General features: G+C 38.1%; 20 protein-coding genes. 13 read left to right on the plus strand and 7 right to left on the minus strand.

The annotated features are described in order from the left end of the window. Positions 1–35: 35 nt before the first annotated feature. From folK to SHI21_RS01500, 3 genes are read right to left on the minus strand one after another with little or no spacing between them, the layout of a single operon-like run. Complete coding sequence (gene folK, locus SHI21_RS01490; RefSeq protein WP_323574349.1) at positions 36–497, minus strand: 2-amino-4-hydroxy-6-hydroxymethyldihydropteridine diphosphokinase; 462 nt, start codon at positions 495–497, stop codon at positions 36–38. Between the two features lie 2 nt (positions 498–499). Further along, positions 500–721, minus strand: a complete 222-nt coding sequence (locus SHI21_RS01495; protein ID WP_323574350.1) for a lipoprotein — start codon at positions 719–721, stop codon at positions 500–502. After that, positions 711–1,730, minus strand: coding sequence for a hypothetical protein (locus SHI21_RS01500; RefSeq protein WP_323574351.1), 1,020 nt, complete (start codon positions 1,728–1,730; stop codon positions 711–713). The genes SHI21_RS01495 and SHI21_RS01500 overlap by 11 nt, the downstream gene beginning before the upstream one ends. Positions 1,731–1,850: 120 nt before the next feature. Here SHI21_RS01500 and SHI21_RS01505 point away from each other — a divergent pair, with 120 nt between their 5' ends. From SHI21_RS01505 to SHI21_RS01520, 4 genes are all read left to right on the plus strand, one after another. Then, positions 1,851–2,606, plus strand: a complete 756-nt coding sequence (locus SHI21_RS01505; protein WP_323574352.1) for a LysM peptidoglycan-binding domain-containing protein — start codon at positions 1,851–1,853, stop codon at positions 2,604–2,606. Positions 2,607–2,677: 71 nt separating this feature from the next. Next, positions 2,678–3,460, plus strand: a complete 783-nt coding sequence (locus tag SHI21_RS01510; protein ID WP_323574353.1) for a hypothetical protein — start codon at positions 2,678–2,680, stop codon at positions 3,458–3,460. Further along, a complete protein-coding gene (locus tag SHI21_RS01515; RefSeq protein WP_323574354.1) occupies positions 3,457–4,491 on the plus strand; it encodes an aminoglycoside phosphotransferase family protein in 1,035 nt (344 codons plus the stop codon). Before SHI21_RS01510 ends, SHI21_RS01515 begins: the two co-directional genes overlap by 4 nt. Continuing rightward, a complete protein-coding gene (locus tag SHI21_RS01520; protein ID WP_323574355.1) occupies positions 4,481–5,353 on the plus strand; it encodes a sugar phosphate nucleotidyltransferase in 873 nt (290 codons plus the stop codon). Before SHI21_RS01515 ends, SHI21_RS01520 begins: the two co-directional genes overlap by 11 nt. Here the strand turns inward: SHI21_RS01520 and SHI21_RS01525 are convergent. Continuing rightward, a complete protein-coding gene (locus tag SHI21_RS01525; protein WP_323574356.1) occupies positions 5,350–5,556 on the minus strand; it encodes a 4Fe-4S binding protein in 207 nt (68 codons plus the stop codon). The two genes, SHI21_RS01520 and SHI21_RS01525, sit on opposite strands and share 4 nt — an antisense overlap. A 56-nt stretch (positions 5,557–5,612) precedes the next feature. Between SHI21_RS01525 and SHI21_RS01530 the strand changes: the two genes are divergently transcribed. Together SHI21_RS01530 and SHI21_RS01535 are read left to right on the plus strand one after the other, a co-directional pair. Continuing rightward, positions 5,613–6,338, plus strand: coding sequence for a hypothetical protein (locus tag SHI21_RS01530; protein WP_323574357.1), 726 nt, complete (start codon positions 5,613–5,615; stop codon positions 6,336–6,338). 39 nt (positions 6,339–6,377) lie between these two features. Then, positions 6,378–6,884: a hypothetical protein gene (locus SHI21_RS01535; protein ID WP_323574358.1), complete on the plus strand. Its 507-nt coding sequence runs from the start codon at positions 6,378–6,380 to the stop codon at positions 6,882–6,884. Positions 6,885–6,915: 31 nt separating this feature from the next. Here SHI21_RS01535 and SHI21_RS01540 read toward each other — a convergent pair whose 3' ends face one another. Beyond that, positions 6,916–7,752 (minus strand): TIM barrel protein, encoded by an 837-nt coding sequence (locus SHI21_RS01540; RefSeq protein WP_323574359.1) that lies wholly within the window; start codon positions 7,750–7,752, stop codon positions 6,916–6,918. A gap of 269 nt (positions 7,753–8,021) precedes the next feature. Here SHI21_RS01540 and SHI21_RS01545 point away from each other — a divergent pair, with 269 nt between their 5' ends. The 5 genes from SHI21_RS01545 (at position 8,022) to SHI21_RS01565 (ending at position 13,497) form a co-directional block, all read left to right on the plus strand. Next, complete coding sequence (locus tag SHI21_RS01545; protein ID WP_323574360.1) at positions 8,022–8,792, plus strand: hypothetical protein; 771 nt, start codon at positions 8,022–8,024, stop codon at positions 8,790–8,792. Between the two features lie 5 nt (positions 8,793–8,797). Beyond that, the gene (locus SHI21_RS01550; protein WP_323574361.1) at positions 8,798–10,672 is read left to right on the plus strand and encodes a CHASE2 domain-containing protein; all 1,875 of its coding nucleotides are present in this window, start codon (positions 8,798–8,800) and stop codon (positions 10,670–10,672) included. A gap of 101 nt (positions 10,673–10,773) precedes the next feature. Next, positions 10,774–12,270 (plus strand): sigma-54-dependent transcriptional regulator, encoded by a 1,497-nt coding sequence (locus tag SHI21_RS01555; protein WP_323574362.1) that lies wholly within the window; start codon positions 10,774–10,776, stop codon positions 12,268–12,270. Between the two features lie 5 nt (positions 12,271–12,275). Then, positions 12,276–12,776, plus strand: a complete 501-nt coding sequence (gene lspA, locus SHI21_RS01560; RefSeq protein ID WP_323574363.1) for a signal peptidase II — start codon at positions 12,276–12,278, stop codon at positions 12,774–12,776. Then, entirely contained in the window at positions 12,757–13,497 is a 741-nt protein-coding gene (locus tag SHI21_RS01565; RefSeq protein ID WP_323574364.1) for a prolipoprotein diacylglyceryl transferase, read from the plus strand. The genes lspA and SHI21_RS01565 overlap by 20 nt, the downstream gene beginning before the upstream one ends. An 8-nt stretch (positions 13,498–13,505) precedes the next feature. Here the strand turns inward: SHI21_RS01565 and SHI21_RS01570 are convergent, their stop codons facing one another. Beyond that, a complete protein-coding gene (locus tag SHI21_RS01570) occupies positions 13,506–13,934 on the minus strand; it encodes a 4Fe-4S dicluster domain-containing protein (protein ID WP_323574365.1) in 429 nt (142 codons plus the stop codon). 100 nt (positions 13,935–14,034) lie between these two features. Here SHI21_RS01570 and icmF point away from each other — a divergent pair, with 100 nt between their 5' ends. Beyond that, entirely contained in the window at positions 14,035–17,190 is a 3,156-nt protein-coding gene (icmF, locus tag SHI21_RS01575) for a fused isobutyryl-CoA mutase/GTPase IcmF (RefSeq protein ID WP_323574366.1), read from the plus strand. Continuing rightward, positions 17,190–17,756 carry a cob(I)yrinic acid a,c-diamide adenosyltransferase gene (locus SHI21_RS01580; RefSeq protein ID WP_323574367.1) on the plus strand — a complete coding sequence of 189 codons (567 nt, stop codon included), beginning with the start codon at positions 17,190–17,192 and terminating at the stop codon, positions 17,754–17,756. Before icmF ends, SHI21_RS01580 begins: the two co-directional genes overlap by 1 nt. Here the strand turns inward: SHI21_RS01580 and SHI21_RS01585 are convergent, their stop codons facing one another. Continuing rightward, positions 17,757–18,356 carry an FHA domain-containing protein gene (locus SHI21_RS01585; RefSeq protein WP_323574368.1) on the minus strand — a complete coding sequence of 200 codons (600 nt, stop codon included), beginning with the start codon at positions 18,354–18,356 and terminating at the stop codon, positions 17,757–17,759. It abuts the gene before it with no gap. Positions 18,357–18,386 lie beyond the last annotated feature (30 nt).

Genomic DNA, 18,386 nt, shown 5'->3' on the forward strand with positions numbered 1-18,386 from the left:
GCCTAATTATACGAACTGAAGATGATTTTGGTCAATCAAGAAATGGGAATTGCAGTATTATCGAAGGTAAAATTGAACGAATGTTTTTTTTGCAAAGTTTTAAAACCCGGTAGCTCTGATAAAGGCAAGACGACAAAGCTGCGCTCAAATAATCTGGGGTGTGGAAGCATGAGTTTTTCGCTCTGAATCTTTAAATCTCCCCAGAAAATCATATCGAGATCAATGATTCTAGGCCCCTTTGGAATTAAACGATTTCTTCCCATAAGAAGTTCAGTTTCCAAAAGAAAATCCATAATCGCTTCAGGAGATTCATCGGGAATTTGGAATTCTAAAACTTGATTATAGAAATCTGGTTGATTTAAATAATCCACCGCAGGACTTTCATAAATCTTACTTTCTGCAATAAAAACTAATCTTTTTGATAAATAAACTTTGGCCTCATCAAGATGAGATTTGCGATCGCCAATATTTGATCCGGTTGCAATGAAAAGTGACATGATTAAGGCTTTACTGGAATTTTCTGTTGTTGTTGATCAAGGGTGCTTGGAATAGATTGTTTGTCTTTCGTACGCTCTTTCTCTTCAGCAGAAAGCTCAGTACCCGTATAGTCTTTTACGTAAGAGTCCACAATCGTTTCACGATATTTAACAGGTGGTCCTTTCACTCCACATGAAGTGAGTGTTAAAAGAAGTCCAAGGCAAATGATAATTTTAGAATTCAAGAGTTAGTCCACCACTTAAAATATCAGAACCCAGGTCTGCACGGATAAACCAGCCTGGTACTATCCTTTTTAAAACAGTGACACCAAAAATAACAGAACTTTTCTTTAAATCATCAACAAGCTTTACTTCGTTTTCTAATTCTTCGGGCGTACTTTCACCGTCTTCAACACCAGCTCCTGGTGAATTGACGTTAATTACCTGGTAACCAACATAAGGCATAATATAACTATAGAAAGGCGCATTGAATGTGTACTTCACTTTACCAGTAAAGTTAGTCATCCTCGTATCAATTCCAGTCGCTGGATAATCAGTAATGGTGTTAGTTCCCACGCCAAGCTCGGCCCAGATATTATCTGAAACCTGGTAGCCCCAAGATCCATTCATGTGAGTGTATCTTTTGCTTGAGCCATCAACATCAAGGCCCGAGATCAAGCCAACACCGGCAGAAATCAAGTTGTCAGTTTTAATTAATCTCTTTGAAGTTTCTTCTAAAGAAAGGTCATCATCATTAAGTGTTGTTGAGTTGAAAAGATCGTCTTCATCTTGAACTTTTGAAGTGTTCTTAGCATTTTCTTCAGGCGTTTTAGGAGTTTTTTCTAAATTAGAGTAGTAACTGTCGTCACCTTTAAGAACTAAGACTTCTTTTCCAACTGCCATTTGTTTCCAAAGAGTCACGTTGTAGATTTTTACGATTTTAATTCCAGAAAGCTGATCATCAGTTGTCTTGGCCACAAGGGCGCGACAAACTAACTTATTCCCTAATAGTAGAGAAATAAAATCACCTTTAGAGAAAGTCTTATTTTCGTTGGTTAGAATAAAGATTTTTTTTGAAGGAGAAACAACTTTTATTGTTTCTGCCACTAAATTAGGAGCATTTTCTGTATGGCCTGTTTCGATTCTGTCTTCTTCTTCGATGTCATCTAATACGTTTTGAGCATAGACGCTTGGAATTGCTAAAAATATTAGCAGACAAAAAAGGACAGCTATTTTGTATCTTCTTAAAAACATAACTTATTCTAAATTCTCATAGGAAATTTGCAACTTAAATAATTATTGAGTGGTTTATTCCGGGCTTCTAAACTTTTTTTTTCAAGTGCCGATAACCAATCATAACGAGAGGGGATTCTTATGAAAATCGTAACACTTTTAGCTCTAATTTTAACACTTAGTTCATGTAGCTTTTCTGACTCTAATAAAGAAGAAGTAGCAGTGTCTCATGACGATCTGGAATTTGCAGTTGATACGATTGCTGATCAACCAGATAATCAGGAATTTAAAGTAGAAGAAGAGAAAGTTGCAGAAACAATTATACCTGACGAATACCAAGCTCCTCCGGTTCAAGAAGAAGTTGCAATGACTGCTCCGCAAGAGCCGACATTCGAAGAATTCAAACCAGAAGCAAAAGTAGAGGATTTCATAGCGGAAGCTCCAATGCCAGTCGTTGAAAAAACAAAAGAAGCTCCAGCAAGAATTAAAATTGTTGAAGAAGCAGTTCCAACATCTTCATCATATGGCCCTATGGAAAACTATAAAGTCCAAAAAGGTGACACAATGATGATGATCGCTTTCAAGATCTATGGTGACTACCGTAAGTGGAAAGACATTAAAGAGTGGAACAAAGACGTTAAAAAAGTCGGTGAAGGCGTAGAGTTAAAGTATATGGTTCCTGAGCAAAGATTCGGATGGCAGCCATCTGGACTTCCATACCTAATTAAGACAGCTGATACTCTTGGAACAATCTCGAAAGACAAGTACGGAACAACTAAAAAGTGGAAATCTATTTATGAGAATAACCGTCCACTTATTAGAAACCCGAACCTGATCTTTGCTGGTTTCACTATTTACTATCAACCAGCACGTAGTCTTGCTTCTGAGCCAAAATAATCTATAATAAATTCAAGATAATATGGTCTTGTAGTTGGGCCCTTAAATATTAAGGGCCCTTTTTTTATTATATGAACAAATTTTTTCGCTTCATTCTTATCGCCTTACTCGGGATTTTTGTATCTTGTAGTACAAACTCGAACAAAAAGACTATCGACTACACTGGGATCGGCGAACTTCAAACCAAAGACTATATTGACCACCTGGCCGCTGCCGGTGGATATTACTTAGCTTACGAAGAAACGAAGACTATAAAACTTCGTCCGGACACTATTGAGTTTTTAGAAAGCATCTATGATCGTTTGGTTTCAAATAACCAGCTTATTTTGAATCTGAACGAGCGTCCGACGTTTTATATCATTCAACATAAATCTCCCTTTCTCTTTTCTCTTCCAAGATCACAGTTTTTCTTTTCAACGGCCTTAATCGAACGCTATCTGAAAAGTGAAGAGCTCTTCGTGGCAGCTTTCGCGGCCGAAGTCGTAAGAAGCCAGCGCTATATTTATGAAAAAAAAATCATGCTGCCTTTGGGATTCTACAACACTGAAAAAATGATCGGCCTTACAAAACTAAAATTTGATACCAAACAACAAGTCAGTGAATGGACTTATTTCGTTTTAAAGAGAGCAGGTTATGATGCCTCTGCTTATTTAAACTGGATCCAGATCCAAAACCGAAACACCTTAGATTTTTCTATGTACCTTGGAGACTCGGTAGGAATTTCAAAGGAAGAACATCTCTTTAAAAACTTCATGACCAAACAAGGTGTCATGGGTGTAGAAAAAAGATTCAACGAAGCCAACTCATCTAAAAACTTTTATAAACTCCTAAATAATGTTGCGAGCAGAAAATGAAACCAGAACAATCAGAAAGAATTCTTGTAGAAGAACTGTTTAAAAAAACGATCCATAAAGATCTTCTTAAAGATGACATGGTTGAAAATGTAGAAAAGCTTACTGGTGATGCTTCAACAAGAAAGTATTACAGAATCTGGACTTCAAAAAAATCTTATGTTGTCTGCCTTGATAACCCGGTGACAGAAGGCCAGGAAGAGCCAACATTCTTAAAACTTCAAAGAGTGCTTCATGCTGAAAATGTACGCGTGCCACTTATTCACGATAAAGAATTAGCAACGGGGTACATCCTGGAAGAAGACTTAGGGGACGTAACGTTCTTAAAAGAAATCTCTCAAATTCAAAATCTTCAAGATGAGTATAACTTCTACATCACGGCAATCGATCTTATGCATTCAATCCATAAAATCGATACAACGAAGTATAAAGGTGAGAGTTTCACAAAACTCGCTTTTGATACTGAGAAGTTATATGCAGAAATGGAATTCACAAAAAAATATTTTTTAAAGTCCTACTTAGGTTTAGATGTTTCATCTACACCAATAGAAATTTTATACAAAAGCCTTTATGAAATGTGCTTTTCAATTTCAAGTGAACCAAGAGTACTGGTTCACCGTGATTACCACTCAAGAAACCTGATGATTAAAGACGGCGAACAAATCGTTATCGATTTCCAGGACGCTCGTATGGGGACACCTCTTTATGATCTAGTGTCTCTTTTAGAAGACTGTTACTACCAAATTGATGATGGAAATAAGAAGCGCTTAATTGAGTACTACTTCAATACTTATTTCAAGAAGTTTGATCCAGCAAAAAGCTTCGAAGAATTTAAGTCTCTCTACGATATGATGACCATTCAAAGAGTCTTCAAAGCAATCGGAAGTTTTGCTTATATTTACGCTGATAGAAAAGATCTTAGGTACATTAAGTACATTGGATACGCTTTTGAAAAAGTAAGAAGCATTATGCTTCACCACGAGCATTTCGCTAAAGAGCGCAAAATTCTTTCGAGTTTATATTATGCAAATTGATTATGCTTTAATTCTAAGCGCTGGCCTTGGAACCCGCATGGGTGAAATTGGTAAGAAGTTACCAAAAGCTCTATGGCCGGTTTTTTACAAGAGTTTACTTGAGCTTCAAGTGGACTACTGTCACGACCTTGGAATTAAAAGAATCTTCATCAATACACATTTTCTCTCTGAAGAAATTGAAAATTATGTACGCTCAGACGAGAAGTTTGCTGACGTTGTCATTCTGCATGAAGACCCACTTCTAGATTCTGGTGGAGCGATCCACAATATGGCCTCACGTGGAGATGTAAACTATTCGGGAACTCTCCTGCTGGTCAATGCAGATCAATTCCTATTTTTCGATAAAGAATACTTTCAGGAAGCTCTTTCAGCACTAGAGAATTCAAGAGCAGCACTCTTTGGAATTAAAGTCGAAAAAGGCTCAAAATATAACGAAACGGTTCTGGTGGATGATCAATTAAAAGAAATCAGAAAGGCCGATGGGCTAAGTGACTACGTGACATACTCAGGATTAGGTTTATTAAAATTAGACTCTCTTGCGCCTGTGGGGGGAATCACAAAATTTTTCGAAACAGTCGCAAATTATAAAAAAGAGCGCATTCATTTCGTTGTTCCTCCTAGGTTTGAATACTGGGATTTTGGAACAGCTGAAATTTATTTCAATAGCATCAAAAATATTTACCAGAATATCAAAGACGAAAAAGGTGGATGGTTGATGGAGTTTTTGAGAGTTCATGGAGCTCTTAATGGCGATGAAAATAATTTCTTCAGTCAGGAATTAAATTCAGTGAGCCTTGATGGAGTCAATGCTTTTGAAAGAGACAGTATTGTAGGAAAGGGAATTGTTCAAAATCTTATTTAGAAGATTTTCTTTTTATTGGATTCTTCTGTAATAAGTTTTATACAGTCCACCGGGCAGACTTCTACACAAGCATTACAAAGAGTGCATGACCAGGTTTCTACGATATACTGAGTGCCATTTTTTAAAATAGCATTCTCTGGGCAAATAAGGTTGCAGTTGTCGCAAGAAATACAAAGTGTGTTAATTTCAAGATATGGTATCATTGCATTATAATACCAAACTTAGGTAAACTTATTTCAGGCCGGATAAAATTTCCCTTATGAAAGTTTTAAAAAGAAATTACGAACATCGAAACTTGATTTTATTTTTAATCTTCTCCTTGGTGTATCTCCAAGCGATTTACTCACTCTCTCGTGGGGAATCAATTCTTAATATCGAAGCGCTAAAGACCTTTTTAAAGAACCACTATTTCATTCTGGCCGTAAATCTGATCACTATCTTCATGGTCGTGAGGATCAAAAAACACTCAGATAAAATGCTGCTTTTATGCCTGACTTTAATTGCAGGAAAGAACTTCATTATGCTGGCCGCGAGTTTTAATAAACTCATCCTGGGACTTAACTTCGTCTATTTAATCTTTGCTTTTTACTTCTTCGTCACTTGGGAATTAGAGATCGCCAAAGCTTCATTCAACCCATTATTTTCGAAGAGAGACCTTGAAAAAGACACTCGCTTTCATTTAAAAGGTCAGATCGAAAACGTGACTAACGGATCAACGGTAGATGTGCTGGTCACAAATATCGACGAAAACGGATGTTTTGCATTGATCGCAGCGACTAATGAGTCAGAAACAAAACTTGAGTCTTCTGCTCAGTATCGCCTGAAAGCTAATTATGAAGGCAAAGAGTTCATTCAAGAGGCCCAACTGATCTCGAGCTATGACCGCGGGGTAGGCCTTGAATTTAAGCGAGTAAAGACTCCTGATTACCAACTAGATTGGTCAGAATTGTACAAAGTTTGCCTAGAGCGCGGTCTCTTTAATTAGACACTAAACTCACATCAATTAAATGCCGAACAGTCAGGCATGAGTAATGACGACACATTAATTTCACAACTTATTTCTGAAACCTACACTGAGACTTCTGATAAAGAACAGCCAAGTCCCGTGATTGATTTAAGAAATTATTTTGAACGCAAACTTAACGAAGTTGAGTTTCTTTCTATTGATGATTATCTAGCGCAAAACAATCTGAACATGAGCGATCTTATGCTTCAGGAACAAACTCAGTGCTACCGTCTAACTTACAATGAATCAGTATTAGATTTTCCAGTAAACTGGTCGATCTTCAAAGAAATCGGGACTGAGGATATGGTGTTTGTTGACCAGTCTTTAGATCAGGATTTTCTATTAGATATTTTCTCTGAAATCACGGGCGGATATACAAATCTTGCTTTGGTTAAAGAAAATGGACTAGTAAAAATGGTTTATCTTCCAGAAGAAGCTTCAAAAGAACATATTCAATGGTTTCGTGGATTTTTTGAAAAGAAAAATACTGCGGCAACTGTGGAAGTGGAAAAAGACGCGGCCTAGTTTTCACCAGGCCACGATCATAGAACAATCATTATAGAGCTAGGTAAAAATCCTTCATCATCTTCGCATCTTTTTCAAGATTTGGAGAGTTACAAATTACGTACCCACGACAATCATAATCTTTAAGTGCGCGAAGTAGTTCACGCCAGTTGAAATCAGAATCTTCAAGGTTAAGGTGCTTTAAATCACCTTTAGAGTTTGAAGAAATCCCAGATAAATGGATGTGCATGTTCTGAAGAGCATTTGGATCCAATTCTTCTTTTAATTTCTTTAGAACAACACAGAATTCTTCATACGTATTGTACTCGTTTGTACGAGCAAATAAGTGAGAGAAGTCCATACATGGTGAACATGAAGAAACTGATTTTGTTAAATCAATTAACTCTTCAAGTGAACCAAACTGAGAAGTCTTCCCAGTAAGTTCTGGACGAAGTTCGATCTGGATATCAAGACGGTTAAGTCTTTCTTCAATCACGTTAAGAGATTTTTGAACTAAATCAAAAACATCGTACGGAGAATCTTTCATGTAGAAAGCAGCGTGGAAAGTCATCGATTCAGCACCACATAGATCAGAGATCTTTGCAGTTTGAATAATACGCTCAACAGATGAGTCGATTTTATCTTGTTCACGAGCGTTCAGGTTGATGTAGTAAGGACCGTGCGAAGTAAGAGGAACTCCTAATTCATACGAAACTTTACGTAATCCAGAAGACACTTCTTCTTTCATACGAACACCGTGAGCAAATTCTAATTGCATACAGTCCAGCCCAAGAGCGTGAACTTGTTTTACACCATCAATAGGGTTATTTTTTTTCGGAGTAGAGTTCGGAACACCAGCAGTACCAAATAATAGACGTTCGAATTTCATATAGGGCCCCCAAGTAAATTACTAAATCCAGTCATTGTTATCACATATTCAAAAAATACGAGAGACGCGTCGTGAAAAGACCTTTAATTTCAAGATCTTGCACGGTGCCTAGAAAACCCCACCACTTCAATAAATGCGATTAATGCCTTATAGCTCTACCCTGGATTTTTGTCTATAATTTAAGAGTACCAGTGTAAATATGACACCAAAGTAAACTTCGTTTAGGGCAGGTTTTTATTTTTCGTTATAGATATCTTATATTCATCGTCTTGGTTTTCATTATCAGTTGTGCGTTTGCAGGACTGCTTTTTGATTTAACTATGGGCCCGTGGATTGGAATGTTTGTATCTCTAGTAGTGCTCGCATTTTTTTCCAAGTGGGGAGAGAAGTTAGTTTTAGTATTTGCGAAGGCCCGCTACGTTGGTGATGATGAATCGCTTATCAATCAAGTTAAAAATTTCAGCTGCCATTTAAACATCAGTGAAGTGAAGATCTACTGGTCGAATGCTTTTGTTAATAATGTTTATTATACAGACTCTTATTTCGGGAAGCCGGCCCTGGTAATCGGAAAGAACGTTTACAATCAATTCTCACGCAATGAACTCAATAGCCTTATCTATGCTTCTCTTTTGAAAATCAAATCAGGTGAAGCAAAGAATAGAACGATGGTATCGCTGATTTTTACTATTTTATACTCTCCGGTTTATATCCTGCGTGCTTTATTCAAGTCGTATCGTATGCGCCGTAACCTTGAAATTTTCTTTTACCCGGCGTTTAGTTTAAAAACGCTTATGTATGAAAATGAAAAGAACGTTATGAACTTTGATAGTGAAGTAGGAAAGATGCAAGGCCTGAAAAAAGACTATATGGCCGCATTGTTTAAGGTTTCACATATGCCAAGCTTCAATGAGAGAACTGTTGGTGCCCTGGTGTTGGCCGAACTTGCTCATACAAAAAATACAACTGAAGATGTTCTGGGGAATCTACTTTTTAAATCAGTAGATATTAATACTAGAATGAAGGCATTGAGTTCTAACTAATGAAAATGAAGTTTAAAAAACTCAAGATTGATTTGTCGGATTATTATCCGCTCTTATTTACGCTTATCTTTGTAACGATTCTTTTTCAATATCCATTGGCTTCGTTTGAATCAATCATCTATGACTTAAAGGTTCGTTGGGACTTCGGCATTAAGCCTAGCCCTGAAATTGTTATCGTAACGTTAGATGAAGAAAGCGATGACTATCTAGGTGATGTTTACCCTTATACATATGCCACTCACTCACGCTTCCTGGAAAAAATTCTAAAATCTGAACCAAAGATTATTGATTACTTCGTAAAAATGCCTGAAGTGTTGGACGACGAGGATGTTTATTTTTCTGAGTTCAAATCAAAATTGAAAAACTTCATGACAGAAGGCGGGAAAGTTAACTTTGGAACTGAAATTGATGAAGTAAAAGGTGAGGAGCTTCCTCCACTGCCACTTCGCGAATTTAACTATAACCTGGCCCAGCTTAACGTAGATAACTTTATCTTTGCAAAAGACGATGTTGTAAGACGTGCAATTTTTAATGTTTCAGGTGAAGAGAGTTTGCATCTACTGACGGCCAATCAGTACCGTGCGATGAAGGGAAAAAATGTTCTCAATGTTCCAGATGTAATCGGTGCTTATTATAATGACGAAGCCGACGCGAACTTTGTTCTGTTTCGCTATTCAGGATCACCTGTCTATAGTGAGTTTAAGTATAAAACGATTCCTTTTCACCGCGTGCTTGTAGGAAACTACAACCCGGAAATTTTTAAAGATAAAATCGTTTTAATTGGCCCGAACTATATTTCAAGAAGCGATAACTTTTATCTGACTCCTTTTAACTTAGAAGAGTACAAAGCACCCAAGCTCATCGTTCATGCTTCTATAATTGATGCTTTTATCCAGAACAAAACGATTAAGATGCTGCCAAGGGCGGTTTCAAATATTATGGCCTTCATTGTGGCCATCATCCTGTCGATTCTTATCTCGAAGCTAAAACCTAAAGACGGATTAATTATCACGCTTTTAGTTCTGGCATCGATTCTTCTGATTTCCTATCTGTTGTTCGTTTTTATGGGGCTATGGCTTTATACTGCTCACTTAGTTGTCACGGTCTTCGTGGTTTACTACATCTGGATTCCTTTTAGGGCGATCGGTGAATACCAGCGCCGCTATGCTATCCAGGAAGAAACGAAACTTTTAAAGCAAGTTGAAAAACTAAAACAAAACTTCCTGTCTTTAATGAGTCACGATTTAAAAACGCCGGTTGCTAAAATCGCAGGTGTTGCGGATAACCTGTATACACAAAACTCAGGAAATCCTGATATCCGTGAAAAATCTCAGCTCATCATTGATTCGACCAAAGAATTGAATAAGTTCATTTCTTCTATTCTAGATTTAACAAAAATCGAATCGAGTAACTTTGGACTGAATAAAATTTCAAAAGACATCAATTCCATCATTGAAAACGTCATCAAAGACCTGAACTTCAGTGCGAACCAAAAACAGGTTCAAATTAAGAAAGAGCTTGCCCCACTTTATCCGATTGAAATTGACGTGACCCTTATTACTCGAGTTATCTCCAACCTTGTGGAAAACGCCATTAAATATTCTGGACCAACCTCAGTGGTGCAAGTGAATACATGGGATGATGAGAAATGGGTCTATATTGAAATCAAAGATAATGGCGTGGGAATCCCGGCCGAAGAGCTTTCTAACATTTTTGAGAAGTTTTATCGGATTAAAAATGATGCGAATCATTCAATAAAGGGTACTGGTCTAGGGCTTTATCTGGTGAAATACTTCGTTGAACTGCATGGCGGAGTGATCTCTGTGGACTCAATTGCGGGTATTGAAACAAAATTCTTAGTGAAATTAGTTAATAAATAGTGGAAAAAATGCTCCAGTGGAGCATTTTTATAATGTAGAATAGAGCAAAACAGTGGACTTACTTTTAATGAGTTCCACTATTGTTTTCATGGGAGATCGGTATGCATCGTGTATTAGTTGTTGATGATGACAAGGTACTTCAGGATTCAGTAAAGGAAGCTCTTCTTTACCATAGTTTTGCTGTCGACGTTGCTAACAACGGAAAAGAGGCCCTTCACGCAGTTTACAAAGAAAAATATGACTTAGTAGTCATGGATGTAAATATGCCGGAAATGGACGGTATTTCTGCACTAACTGAAATCAAGAAAGTTGATCCATCAGTTATCGTGATTATTTTAACTGCTTACTCAAACGTCAGCGATGCCGTTAAAGTTGTTAAAGAAGGCGCGTATAATTATTTAGAAAAACCAATTTCATCTGAAAATTTAGTCGCTCTAATTAAGAGAGCACTAAAAGCAAGATCATTAGTTGAAACATCAATGTTCTCTTCTCCAAGATTATCTCTTGGTGGTGATGACCAATTCGTTGGTGAATCACATGTTATGCAAAAAGTTTTCAGCGTTATTGATAAACTTGCAAAAGTTAATACTCCGGTTTTAATTCGTGGAGAGTCTGGTACAGGTAAAGAACTTGTTGCCCGCGCGATTCACTATAACGGTCCAAGAAAAGATGCCAAGTTTGTTACAATCAACCTTGCAGCTGTTCCTGAGAACTTAATTGAATCAGAACTTTTCGGTCACGAAAAAGGTGCCTTCACGGGTGCATCTGAAAGAAAGCTTGGTAAATTCCAATACGCAGACGGTGGGACACTGTTCCTGGATGAAATCGGGGATATCAGTCCTACGATGCAGGTAAAGCTACTTCGCGTTCTTCAGGAAAAAACTTTTACTCCAATCGGATCTAACCGCGATATCAAAGTTGATGTTCGTGTTATTGCAGCTTCACATAAGCCATTTGAAAAAATGATTGCTGATGGGTCGTTCAGAGAAGATTTATTTTATCGTTTAAATGTTCTACCAGTTTATCTTCCACCATTACGTGAAAGAAAATCTGATATTCCTTTCCTTGTTGAATACTACATTAAGTATTTCAACAACGTTCACGGATTAAACATCAAAGGTGTGAGTGACGAAGCTAAAAACCTTTTAGTGAATTTCTCATGGCCAGGTAACATCAGAGAGCTAAGAAACGTTATCGAGCACGCATTCATTATTGAATCGTCTGATATGATCCAGGCACCATCACTTCCATCAACACTGAAGTTAACTTCAGCGACGAAAGTTCCAGAGCCGGATGAAGACTCAGACATGATGATCGATGTTGAGGGAATCCAAGATTCTATCTTCGATATGAAGAGTGATGAGTTAACTCGTGCACCAGACGGATTCTCATTCAACAATATTTTAAATTCAAAAGAAATGGTAATGGACTTCCAGGTTGCCAAAGATCTTTTTGAAAAAGAATTTATTGTGTGGGCCTTGAAGCAAAATAGAGGAAAGATTAACCAAACGGCACTTAAGGCAAACATCCCTAAAAAGACGCTTTTAAGAAAAATTGAAAAATACGAGATCACTGCCAAAGATTACGTGAACGGTTAGAACTTATGAAAATGATCTATAGAATGTGCATTATGATGTCGGCGATTATTATTGGCGACCAGGCGACGAAAGCAATCGTTCAGCAAAAGTTTTATTTGGGTGAATCAATTCCGGTAATCGAAGGTCTGTTCCATTTCACATACGTGAGAAATCCTGGAGCGGCCTTTGGAATGTTTGGTTACTCAGCAGACTGGATCAGAATCCCGTTATTTTTCGGTGTTCCGGTTATTGCGTGTTTCTGGTTACTGTATTTAATTTGGAAAACAAGAAATACATCAGTTCTTCAATGTCTTGCTTATAGCTTGATCTTTGCTGGCGCTGTTGGAAATCTAATTGATCGTTTTACAATGAACTACGTTGTCGATTTTCTGGATTTTTTCTGGAAAACTCACCACTTTCCGGCCTTCAACATTGCAGATAGCGCAATCACGATTGCGGCGTTCATCTTAATCTATGAAACGCTTTTTGCTCACAGGAAGAAAGATAGTGTTACCCGTACTGTTTGAATCATCTTTTTTTACTCTCTACGCCTATCCCTTATTTATGGGGTTGTCGTGGGGAGTAGGATTCTATCTTACTCGATACCTATTCGAAAAATTCAACTTAGACACTAAACCACTTATACCTTTATTCGGTGGAATCTTTGCGACGTCTTGGATTGGAGCGAAAGTCTTTTTTTTGATCGTCTCTTCTGAACACAAAGTTACCCAATACCTTTATGCAGATGAATTCTGGTTAGGTGGTGGATTTGTTTTCTATGGCGGATTAATTTTTGGCCTCGCCTTCTATTTCATCTACTCACTCTGGCTTAAAAAATTTCCTTTCGAAGAAAGTAAAATGCTTATCCCTGGATTAGTATTCGGTCATGCCATTGGAAGAGTGGGATGTTTTTTTACAGGATGCTGTTTTGGAACTCAGTGCGATCTTCCCTGGGCCATTCATATGCATGGAGAGTGGATCCACCCCGTGCAATTGTATGAAGCATTCGGATTATTTGTTATTGGGTATATGTCTTTGAAGTGGGTAAACCAGAAGAAAGAGAATTTCTTCGTGGTTACCCGTTATCTGATGTTTTACTCACTTCTAAGATTTGTGGTTGAACACTTTAGAGGAGATTTAATCCGCGGGGTCTATTGGTTTGATCTTTCGACTTCCCAAATGATTTCACTGGCCCTTTTTATCGGAACCCTTGCCGCGGTTTATACTAAAAAATTAAGTTCAAAATAATTTTACAACTATCCTATGATCTTTTTCTTAATTTCTTCGACTTCATTTTCAGCAACGTATAACTCAGATTTCAGAGTTTCAGATGACCAGGCCGTGAAAGCGTCGTCATGTTCATACATTGTGATAGTTTCCCAAGGGCAATCCACAGAACAGTTTTGGCAACCAATGCATCTTGCAAGGTCGATTTCTACAGTTTGATTGAATTGTGGGTTAAGAGGATTAGGTCCTGGCACAAGCTCGATAGAGTCAACAGGGCAGCCTTGAATACATACTTCACATCCAGTACAACCAGATTGGTGAACTACTGCAAGTAGTTTAGGCGGTCTCTTACCTTTTCTTTTCGGCTTAAGGCGCGCAGTATGGAACGGGTTCTCAACGATGATAGCTTCGCCATCTTCGTTAACTGTAGGATTAATTGTTGTATTTTCGGTGCTCATAGCAAACCCAAATCATGTAATTTGTGTTAATAAATATGTTCAATTATAACCCATATCGGCTTTTCTTGCTATTAGATTAACTAGAGATAGAGTGAAGATTATGAAAAAACTAAGATTTGTAACTGCTGCCAGCCTTTTTGACGGACATGACGTATCGGTCAACATCATGCGAAGAATGCTTCAATCCAAAGGGGTAGAGGTCATTCATTTAGGACACAACCGTTCGGCGCAAGAAGTCGTAGACGCGGCCCTTCAAGAAGATGTTAATGCTTTAGCTTTAAGCTCTTATCAGGGCGGACATGTTGAGTATTTTACTTATATCAGAGAGCTTCTGGATGCCGCAGGTGCAAAAAATGTAAAAATTTTCGGTGGTGGTGGTGGTGTAATTACTGCTTCAGAAATTGAATTATTACATTCTCGCGGGATCACTCGCATTTACTCTCCACAAGATGGAATGGAAATCGGCCTTAACGGAATCATCGATGACATGATTGCGAAAGCGGATCCCAATACGCTTGCTGGCGTAGATTTTAATAAATTTGATTTATCTGCACTTGATAAACGCTCGATCGCAAAAGTTATTACAGCGATTGAAGATAATGGTGAGCTTCCAGTAAAATTTAATCCGGGAACTGTTCCTGTTTTAGGAATCACTGGTACTGGTGGAGCAGGGAAGTCATCTCTAATTGATGAATTACTTCTTCGTTTCTACCGCCACTCTCCCGATTGCAGAATTGCTCTCATCTCAGTTGACCCTACAAAGAAAAAAACATCGGGAGCTCTTCTTGGAGACCGTATTCGTTTAGGAAGTGCAAGCTTCTCTAACTTCTACATTAGATCTCTGGCGACTCGTGATTCAAATACTGAACTATCTCCACAAATTAAAAATGTTGTATCGTTTTTAAAATCTCAACCATTCGACTTAATCCTGGTTGAAACTTCTGGTATCGGACAAGCGTCTGATGAAATTACAAAAGTTGCTGATAAGTGCATCTACGTAATGACTCCGGAATTCGGGGCCGCAACTCAGCTTGAAAAAATCGAGATGCTTGATGCTGCTCACTTTATTGTTTTAAATAAATTCGAAAAACCACGCTCGGAAGATGCTCTAAGAGATATCAGAAAGCAGTGGAGAAGAAATCATAACCAATTCGCTGGTCACCCTGGTGCTCCAGAAGATAAAGACCTGCCAATCTACGGAACAATGGCGTCTCAATTTAACGACGTTGGTGTAAACGCTCTATTTGCTGACATTGTAAAAACGATGAACGTAAAAGCGAATAACTTAGACGCTTTAAAATGCGATAAAGCTCCAACTGTTAAAAAGAGAATCATCGCTCCTGAAAGATCACTTTATTTAAGAGATATTTCTGGAACAGTAAGAGAGTACAACCGCAATGCTTTAGAGAATGCTGAAAAACTGAAAGATTACGAAGCACTTTTAATTACTTCGAACCTTCTTCAAGGAAACAAAGACGTTGTAGCAAAACTTGCTGAAGTAAAAGCAAGTCTTCCTGAAAACGTATTTGCTGAATTAAAAACATTCGAAGATACAATCGCTCAGTACGACAATGGAACTTTTTCTTACTTCGTTCGCGGAAAAGAAATTAAAGTTATCACAAAGTATAAGTCTCTATCTCACAACGATATTTCAAAAGTTGGTTACCCGAAGTTCAATTCATTAACTGACAAGTACCGCTTCATTAAAGGATCAAACCTTCCAGGACACTTCCCGTTCGCTGCTGGGATTTTCCCATTCAAGCGTGCTGATGAAGATCCAAAAAGAATGTTTGCCGGAGAAGGCGGGCCACTAAGAACAAATACACGTTTCCATTATCTATCAAAAGATGATCAGGCAAAACGTTTATCAACTGCATTCGACTCGGTAACTTTATACGGAGAAGATCCAGATATTCGTCCAGACATCTTTGGTAAAATCGGAGAGGCCGGAGTTTCAATTGCAACTTTAGATGACATGCAAGATCTATATAAAGGCTTCAGCCTTATCGATCCATTCACTTCAGTTTCAATGACAATTAACGGGCCAGCGCCAATCATCCTTGCTCTATTCATGAATACGGCGATGAAACAAACGCTTAAAGGCGATGACTTTTGGAATGAACAAAAACGTGTTGAAGTGATGAAGCAGGTTAGAGGAACAGTTCAAGCTGATATTCTAAAAGAAGATCAAGCTCAGAACACATGTATCTTCTCACTTGAATTCGCACTTAAGATGATGGGAGATATTCAAGAGTATTTCTGCCGTCACGCGATTAAAAACTATTACTCAGTCTCAATTTCTGGTTACCACATTGCTGAAGCTGGAGCGAATCCAATTTCTCAAATGGCCTTCACGCTTTCAAACGGATTCACATTTGTTGAATACTATTTAAGCCGTGGAATGAAGATTGATGACTTCTCTCAGAACCTTTCGTACTTCTTCTCAAATGGCCTGGACCCTGAATATACAGTAATGGGAAGAGTTGCTCGTAAGATTTGGGCAGTAACTTTAAGAGATAAATACGGTGCGAACGAAAAGTCGCAGCAGTTTAAATACCACGTTCAAACTTCTGGACGCTCTCTGCACGCTCAAGAGATCGACTTCAACGATATCAGAACAACTCTTCAGGCTTTCCTGGCGTTATCTGATAACTGTAACTCTCTTCACACAAATGCTTATGATGAAGCCATCACAACACCTACAGAGGAATCTGTAAGACGTGCGATGGCGATTCAGATGATCATCAACCGTGAATTCGGAATGAACAAAACTGATAACCCAATTCAAGGGGCCTACATTGTTGAAGAACTGGCCAGCTTAGTTGAAGAACAAGTTCTTCGCGAATTCGAAAACATCTCTGATAAAGGCGGTGTTTTAGGCGCGATGGAATCAATGTACCAACGCTCAAAAATTCAGGAAGAGTCTCTATACTATGAAACTCTGAAAGATAGTGGAGAGTTCCCGATTATCGGTGTTAACACTTACATCGCTCCAAACATTAAAGAGCAGATGGCAAAAGAAATCGAAATCTCTCGTTGCTCGGACGCTGAAAAGACGGATCAAATCAACCGTCTGAATAAGTTTAAAGAAACAAACAAGGGTAAAGCAGACGAGGCCTTAAAACGTCTTAAAGAAGTTGCACTGAATGACGGAAACGTTTTCGAAGAACTTCTTTATACTGTTAACTTCGCCAGCCTTGGACAAATCACAAACCTTCTTTATGAGGTTGGTGGTAAATATCGTAGGAACATGTAATGAAAAAATCGGCCGTCTACACTCGCACAGGTGATAAAGGTATTACTGGTTTAGTTGGTGGAACGCGTATTAAAAAAAGCGATTCACGTATTCATCTTTACGGAGAAGTAGACGAGCTGAATTCATACATTGGTCTTGGGATTTCTTTTTTAGACAAAAGTTTTGATAAATCACTTTTACAGCAGATTCAATCAAGCCTTTTCGATCTGGGAAGTAACCTTGCTTGTGAAAAAGAAAAACGTTCGCAGTTTAAACTTCCTCAGATCAAAACATCATCAATTGAAAAATTAGAATCAGATATCGATCAGATGGATTCTCAACTTATTCCATTAAAACACTTCATTCTTCCAGGTGGAAGCTCAGCTGCGGCCGCTTTTCATGTGTGTAGAACAGTATGTAGAAGAATTGAAAGACAAATGGTGGATTTCGAAGAACAAAACCCGGGGGAAGTTCCCGAGAATGCTCTTCAGTATATGAATCGTTTATCAGATTATTTTTTTATTCTTTCGCGCTATTTAAATTCTAGCAATCAGATTGAAGAAACTCAGTGGATACCGGAAGCTTAATTACTTTTTCTTTTTAACGACTTCTTTGGCATTGCTATCAAGTTTTAGCATCTTGGTGTCACCAGTACTTGCTTCCTGGTCTAAAATAGTATCAACACCATTAAAATCATCCGGTGCCTTCTTTTTTTCTTTAATACTTTTATCTAGAACGACAGTGCGTCTCTTAGGAGATTTGTCGGCCGCTTCTTCGGATTGAATTTCGGCGTTTTCTATTGCCTTTCTTTCTTTGGCACTCATGACTGGAAGAGTTTTTTCGTTTTCTACTTTCCTAGTAGAGAGGCCAATAGACATTCTCTCGCTGGCCGATAGTCGTTTCTCATCAATCCTGATAAGTGTGTTACCCACACGAACCACGTCGTTAATCTTAACTGCAGTCTGACTGATGCGGCTGTTATTAAAAAACGATCCGTTGGTAGATCCAAGGTCAGTAAACATTAACTGCCCTTTATGAGTCATCTCAAATGTGCAGTGTTGCCCAGACATTTTTGAATCTTTGATTGTGAAATCAGCGGAACTAGAGCGCCCCATGATAATCTTGTTAAGGACAGGTAGCTCAGTGACTTCGCCTTCCTCTGTCTTAATAATCAGAATTACTGCCATAATAAACCTCGTGTAACTAAATAATATCGC

It is taken from the genome of Bacteriovorax sp. PP10 (assembly GCF_035013165.1).
Classification (GTDB): Bacteria; Bdellovibrionota; Bacteriovoracia; order Bacteriovoracales; family Bacteriovoracaceae; genus Bacteriovorax; species Bacteriovorax antarcticus.

Excerpts from the sequence above, each read along its gene's own strand:
- SHI21_RS01585 (WP_323574368.1), bottom strand. The coding sequence starts at position 18,356 with ATGGCAGTAATTCTGATTATTAAGACAGAGGAAGGCGAAGTCACTGAG.
- SHI21_RS01570 (WP_323574365.1), bottom strand. The coding sequence starts at position 13,934 with ATGAGCACCGAAAATACAACAATTAATCCTACAGTTAACGAAGATGGC.
- SHI21_RS01510 (WP_323574353.1), top strand. The coding sequence starts at position 2,678 with ATGAACAAATTTTTTCGCTTCATTCTTATCGCCTTACTCGGGATTTTT.
- SHI21_RS01540 (WP_323574359.1), bottom strand. The coding sequence starts at position 7,752 with ATGAAATTCGAACGTCTATTATTTGGTACTGCTGGTGTTCCGAACTCT.
- icmF (WP_323574366.1), top strand. The coding sequence starts at position 14,035 with ATGAAAAAACTAAGATTTGTAACTGCTGCCAGCCTTTTTGACGGACAT.
- SHI21_RS01520 (WP_323574355.1), top strand. The coding sequence starts at position 4,481 with ATGCAAATTGATTATGCTTTAATTCTAAGCGCTGGCCTTGGAACCCGC.
- SHI21_RS01580 (WP_323574367.1), top strand. The coding sequence starts at position 17,190 with ATGAAAAAATCGGCCGTCTACACTCGCACAGGTGATAAAGGTATTACT.
- SHI21_RS01505 (WP_323574352.1), top strand. The coding sequence starts at position 1,851 with ATGAAAATCGTAACACTTTTAGCTCTAATTTTAACACTTAGTTCATGT.
- SHI21_RS01530 (WP_323574357.1), top strand. The coding sequence starts at position 5,613 with ATGAAAGTTTTAAAAAGAAATTACGAACATCGAAACTTGATTTTATTT.
- folK (WP_323574349.1), bottom strand. The coding sequence starts at position 497 with ATGTCACTTTTCATTGCAACCGGATCAAATATTGGCGATCGCAAATCT.
- SHI21_RS01550 (WP_323574361.1), top strand. The coding sequence starts at position 8,798 with ATGAAGTTTAAAAAACTCAAGATTGATTTGTCGGATTATTATCCGCTC.
- SHI21_RS01535 (WP_323574358.1), top strand. The coding sequence starts at position 6,378 with ATGAGTAATGACGACACATTAATTTCACAACTTATTTCTGAAACCTAC.
- SHI21_RS01500 (WP_323574351.1), bottom strand. The coding sequence starts at position 1,730 with ATGTTTTTAAGAAGATACAAAATAGCTGTCCTTTTTTGTCTGCTAATA.
- SHI21_RS01515 (WP_323574354.1), top strand. The coding sequence starts at position 3,457 with ATGAAACCAGAACAATCAGAAAGAATTCTTGTAGAAGAACTGTTTAAA.
- SHI21_RS01525 (WP_323574356.1), bottom strand. The coding sequence starts at position 5,556 with ATGATACCATATCTTGAAATTAACACACTTTGTATTTCTTGCGACAAC.
- SHI21_RS01555 (WP_323574362.1), top strand. The coding sequence starts at position 10,774 with ATGCATCGTGTATTAGTTGTTGATGATGACAAGGTACTTCAGGATTCA.
- lspA (WP_323574363.1), top strand. The coding sequence starts at position 12,276 with ATGAAAATGATCTATAGAATGTGCATTATGATGTCGGCGATTATTATT.